Origin of the sequence: Streptomyces alkaliphilus, from assembly GCF_014141535.1 — a bacterium.
In the GTDB taxonomy this organism is placed as follows: Bacteria; Actinomycetota; Actinomycetes; order Streptomycetales; family Streptomycetaceae; genus Streptomyces; species Streptomyces alkaliphilus.
This window is the reverse complement of record NZ_VKHT01000354.1, coordinates 1-4,801: the sequence shown is the minus strand read 5'-3', so window position 1 is coordinate 4,801 and position 4,801 is coordinate 1. Positions and strand designations below refer to the sequence as shown.

At 73.0% G+C, this 4,801-nt stretch carries 6 protein-coding genes; 3 read left to right on the top strand and 3 right to left on the bottom strand.

The window, feature by feature from the left end; genetic code table 11:
• Nucleotides 1–131: 131 nt before the first annotated feature.
• Nucleotides 132–971 (bottom strand): MerR family transcriptional regulator, encoded by an 840-nt coding sequence (locus FNQ90_RS12880; protein WP_182606506.1) that lies wholly within the window; start codon nt 969–971, stop codon nt 132–134.
• 94 nt (nt 972–1,065) lie between these two features.
• Complete coding sequence (locus tag FNQ90_RS12875; RefSeq protein WP_323379923.1) at nt 1,066–1,581, bottom strand: lamin tail domain-containing protein; 516 nt, start codon at nt 1,579–1,581, stop codon at nt 1,066–1,068.
• A gap of 461 nt (nt 1,582–2,042) precedes the next feature.
• Between FNQ90_RS12875 and FNQ90_RS12870 the strand changes: the two genes are divergently transcribed.
• Nucleotides 2,043–2,408: a PH domain-containing protein gene (locus tag FNQ90_RS12870; protein WP_182606504.1), complete on the top strand. Its 366-nt coding sequence runs from the start codon at nt 2,043–2,045 to the stop codon at nt 2,406–2,408.
• A gap of 62 nt (nt 2,409–2,470) precedes the next feature.
• On the opposite strand, the gene FNQ90_RS12865 is transcribed toward FNQ90_RS12870, so the two are convergent.
• Complete coding sequence (locus FNQ90_RS12865) at nt 2,471–3,001, bottom strand: flavodoxin domain-containing protein (protein ID WP_182606503.1); 531 nt, start codon at nt 2,999–3,001, stop codon at nt 2,471–2,473.
• 211 nt (nt 3,002–3,212) lie between these two features.
• Here FNQ90_RS12865 and FNQ90_RS12860 point away from each other — a divergent pair, with 211 nt between their 5' ends.
• Together FNQ90_RS12860 and FNQ90_RS12855 are read left to right on the top strand one after the other, a co-directional pair.
• The gene (locus tag FNQ90_RS12860; RefSeq protein WP_182606502.1) at nt 3,213–4,067 is read left to right on the top strand and encodes an alpha/beta hydrolase; all 855 of its coding nucleotides are present in this window, start codon (nt 3,213–3,215) and stop codon (nt 4,065–4,067) included.
• An 84-nt stretch (nt 4,068–4,151) separates the two neighbouring features.
• Nucleotides 4,152–4,801 (top strand): TerD family protein (locus FNQ90_RS12855; RefSeq protein ID WP_228471093.1); only part of this gene is annotated, 650 nt, incomplete at its 3' end.

The window sequence follows — 4,801 nt, the reverse complement described above, 5'->3', positions numbered from 1 at the left end:
CCTCCCCCCTGTGCCCCGGTGCCCCCGGGCGGACCGACTCCACCGCCGGGTTCCGGGCCGGGACGTGACCCGTTCCCTCCGGGGTTCGCGCACCGGAGAGCGGGCGACGACCGACCCCCGGGTTCCTCGTCTCAGTGGGCCCCGGTCACCGGCACCTGGAGTTCCGTCACCCATGCCTCCCGGTCGGGCGGGCACTCCAGGTTGACCTCCCGGGGGTAGCCGATCGCCCGCAGACCGTGGTGTTCGAGCCACCGCGTCAGCGCCTGCTCGGTGGGCGCCATGGCCTCCATCGGGCCCCGGTGGACGATCGTGGCCGCCCGCTCGACGGCCGGCAGGTCGAGCACCCGCGGGTCGCCGGTCTCCCCGTGACCGTCCCGCGGGGGCGCCGAGACCCGCACGCCCGCGTGGACGCGCACGGCTCCGTCACCCCCGGGGACGTCCTCGTAACGGGCCACACCGGGGCCGGTCGGGGTGATGCCCGCCGCCCCCAGTCGGCGGAACAGTTCCTCGTAGAGGGGGCCGATGACCGGGCCGATGTCACCGGGGTCGAAGCCGGGAGCGATGGCGGTCAGCTCCGCCACCCGGATGGCGGGAAGTGAGGTGAGGACGACGTCGTCGGTGGGCATGTGCCCCTCGCTCTCGATCGATCGGAGTCTCGCCTCGACCCGGGCCAGGCGGGCCGTCGTCGCGGCCACCTCGGTCTCCAGCTCGACCCGCCGCAGTCGCAACATGCCGCGCAACTCCTCGGTGGTGAGCCCACCGTCCACGATCTCCCGCACCTGCTGGAGAGTGAAGCCGAGCTCCTTGAGCGCGATGACGCGGTTCAGCCGGGCGAGTTGCCCGGCCGTGTAGTGGCGCCGACCCGTCCCGGGATCGACGCGGGCCGGGCGCAGCAGTCCGATCGCGTCGTAGTGACGCAGCATCCGGACCGAGACCCGACCGTGCCTGGCGAAATCCCCGATGGTGAACATGGTGCCCCCGACTCCACCACCTACCACCGTGTGAGGGGCAAGCCCGGTCCGTGGACGCGTCGCGCGGACCGGGCCCGCCCGGGGCCGTCGCGGGTCAGCAGGTGTAGGTCTTCCCGTCGGCGGCGACGTTCCAGTTGCAGGCGCTGACGGTGCCGGCGGCGGCGTTGTTGTCCGCGCTGCCGGGCTTCTTCAGCCGCAGGTTGGGGTTCTTGGCCTTCCCGTCGTTGGGCAGGACGTGCCGGGCGTAGCCGCGGTGGACGTGGTGGTTGCCGTTGGCGTCCTTGCGGTTGGTGCCGCTACCGGTGTGCACGTACGCCTCGGCGCCCGCGGGCAGCTTGTAGGACGGCAGGGCGCGGCCATAGGTGTTGGTGGTGATGTCGGGGACCCATCCGCCGAGATCGACCGTCTTCTTCGAGACGTTCTTGATGATGAAGTACTCGCCGTTGAGATTGACCTGCTTGCCGTCCTTGACGTCCGCCCCGGCGGCGTTGGGACGTACGTGGGTGATCATGAGGTCGCCCGTGGTGGAAGCGGCGTGGGCCGGGGTGAGGGGCGCGAGGAACGCCAGGGTCACCGCCGCGAACAGGGCGGTTCGGATCGTACGACGCACAGGTCCGCTCTTTTCCGTGCAGGACGAAGGACCCCGACGGCCCCCCATCCGGTGAATGTCGCGCCCAGTGTGCACCCAACCGGGGGACGCGCGATGGTTTTTCCGGATAATGGGCCCGACGACGGACTTCGGCCGGTGAACGGCCGGCCCCGGGCACCGGCCGACCCGACGCCGTCGGCGGAGCGGCCCCGTTACGGTCGTGCGGTGCGCCGTTTTGAGGAGTCCTCCCCGCCGGCTCCGCCCGGGCCGTCGGCCCCGTCGTCACCCGTGGTGCTGCGGATGGCCGGAGTCCACCACGGTTACGGGGAGCGGACCCGGCTCGTCCCGGCGGCGGTGTGGGCGGCGGCCCGCCGCTGGACCGACCCGGCGGAACCGTCGCCGGCGGCCGGGCGTCCCCGATACCGTACGAACCACGCGCGCCGGACGCGCGGGGCCGCGCGGGAACAGGGAACGGGGAACACATGGCACTCTTCGGCAACGCGCACGCCATCGATCCGGCGCAGGCGCAGCAGGAGTACGCGAGACTCCTGGGTCAGGGGGAACGGGTGCACGCCGCGTACCTGTTGATCCGCGACACCATCATGTTCACCGACCGGCGGCTCATCCTGGTCGACAAGCAGGGCATCACCGGCAAGAAGGTCGAGTACCACTCCGTCCCCTACAAGAGCATCACGCACTTCGCCGTGGAGACCGCCGGCACCTTCGACCTGGACGGTGAGTTGAAGATCTGGATCTCCGGCGACTCGGTGCCGATGCAGAAGACCTTCACCAAGGGCGTGGACATCTACGAGGTGCAGGCGATCCTCACCCAGTTCGTCACCCGCTGACCGCACGGGTCGGGGCACGCCCGGGACGGCTCTCCACGGCTCCGGCGTACGGCGGGGCGTCGTCATTCGGCGGGGGAATGCCTCCCCGGGGAGGCGCCGAGAGCCCCGGCGATGGACTCCGCCCAGCCGCGGATCGCGTCGTGATCCCGGAAATCCCCCTCCAGCCCCCGGAAGACCCACAGGGCGGCGCGCTCCGGGAATTTGAGGTCCTCGCGCTCGAGCCGGCCGGCGAACATCCGGTGGTCGCGCGGGTGCACGGCCTCGCGCACCTCCGGAAGCTCCACCGGGTCCTTGTCCATCTCCCGCACCATCTTCCGCGCGGGATCCCCCACCGGGCCGCTGGAGAACAACCACACCGGGCGTTCGGCGAGGGCGGGGCCACAACGCTCCACCAGTTCACCGGCGGGCGGCAGCCAGTGGCCGGCGTAGACGGCGCTGCCGAGCACCACCGCCTCGTAGGGATCGACCGCGTCCACCTCACCGGGAGAGCGCACGACCGCCTCCACGCCGTGTTCCGCCAACACCTCGGCGATCTCGCGGGCGATGGCCTCGGTCGTCCCGTGTCGGCTCGCGGCCGTCACCAGTACCGTCATGGTTCTCTCCCCACCGGCCCGAAGCCCGAGGCGCCGGACCTTTCCCGGGTGGTCCTCCCGCCCTCTCCTCATCGTCGCGCGCGACGTCCCGGGGCGCGAACGGGTCATCCGGCCCCGGGACCGCCGACCGGGCCCCCGGAGAGGCCGGCCCCGGCACCCCCGGCGCGCGTTCGGCGGGCGACGGCCGCGCCCCACCCCTAGGGTCGATGCCATGGCTGCGGGGCGCTGGGTGTCGGTGACGTGGAAGGTTCTCGCCGTCGCTGTGGTGCTGTGGCTGCTGGTGGTGCTCGCCGCCTGGCTGCTGCAACGCCAGTTGATCTACCTCCCCGACCGGTCCGCCCCGGCCCCGCCCGCCGGGGTGGAGGAGATCGCGTACACCGGCGCGGACGACACCGAACTCACCGCCTGGCTCCTGCCGCCCGCGGAAGCCTCTTCCCCGGGTTCCCCGCACAGCACGGTGGTGGTCGCCAACGGCAACGGCGGCAACCGGGCCGGTCGGGTGCCGCTCGCCGAGGGGCTGGCCGAGCGCGGGCACGCGGTGCTGCTCACCGATTACCGGGGATACGGCGGCAACCCCGGTGACCCCCGTGAGGAGGTGCTGGCCGAGGACTTCCTCGCGGCCGTGGCACGGGTCGCGGACCACCCCGACGTGGACCCCGACCGGATCGTGTACCTCGGCGAGTCGCTCGGCTCGGCGGTGGTCTCCGAGGCCGCCGCGGAGCTCCCGCCGGCCGCCCTGGTGCTGCGCTCCCCCTTCACCGAACTGGCCGACGTCGGTCGGCACCACTACCCCTTCCTGCCGGTGCGCGCCCTGCTGCGCGACCGCTTCCCGACCACCGAACACCTGGGACGGTACGAGGGGCCGGTGCTGGTGGTGGCGGGCGACTCCGACCGGATCGTGCCGGACCGCTTCTCCCGACAGGTGGTGGAGGAGCACACCGCCGGTCCGATCTCCCTGCACGTGGTCGAGGGGGCCGACCACAACGACCGGGCGGTGCTCTCGGGGGACGACTTCCTCGACGCCGTCGACGGTTTCCTCCGCGACGCCCTGCCCGGGGGCGGGTAGTCGGGCCACGGGCCGAGGAGGGACGGGCCCGGGGTCCGTCCCCCGCCCGTCCGATTTCGGCCGGTCGGGGGCAGAATGGTGGACATGGCATCGGTTCCCCTGGGGAAGGGCGCGAACGTCCCCGTCGAGGCACGGGCGATCCGCGTCGAACTCGTGCGGACCGCCGATCCGCGCGTGCCGGACACGGACGTCTCCGCGTTGCTGCTCACAGCCGACGGACGGGTCCGCTCGGACGCCGACATGGTCTTCCACGGCCGGCCCGCTCACCCCTCCGGCACGGTCATCCACCTCGGAAAACGCGGTGAGGGAGCCGGCGGCGGCGGGGGGCGGGGCGTCCGCGTGGAGTCCGTGCAGGTGGACCTCACGCGCCTGGAGCCGGAGGTGGAGCGTGTGGTGGTGTGCGCGTCGGTGGACGGGGGCACCTTCGCCTCCGTACCCGACCTGCGGTTGCGCCTGCTCGACTCGACCGACGGCGGCGAGCAGGCACACTTCGCGATGACCAGCGCCACCACCGAGACCGCCATGATCGGCGGTGAGCTGTACCGGCGCGGGGGAGAGTGGAGATTCCGGGCGATCGGCCAGGGCTACGACAGTGGCCTCGCCGGCCTCGCCCGTGACTACGGCATCGCCATCGCCGACGAGCCGCGGGGGCCCGGCACCCCGGGGGCGGGGGCCCCGGGCACGCGCTCCGCCGCGGGCCGGCCGGCCCGGGTTTCCGGCGGGCCGGGCCCATC

Coding starts and splice junctions, on each gene's coding strand:
- FNQ90_RS12870 (WP_182606504.1), top strand. CDS start 2,043: ATGGCACTCTTCGGCAACGCGCACGCCATCGATCCGGCGCAGGCGCAG.
- FNQ90_RS12865 (WP_182606503.1), bottom strand. CDS start 3,001: ATGACGGTACTGGTGACGGCCGCGAGCCGACACGGGACGACCGAGGCC.
- FNQ90_RS12860 (WP_182606502.1), top strand. CDS start 3,213: ATGGCTGCGGGGCGCTGGGTGTCGGTGACGTGGAAGGTTCTCGCCGTC.
- FNQ90_RS12880 (WP_182606506.1), bottom strand. CDS start 971: ATGTTCACCATCGGGGATTTCGCCAGGCACGGTCGGGTCTCGGTCCGG.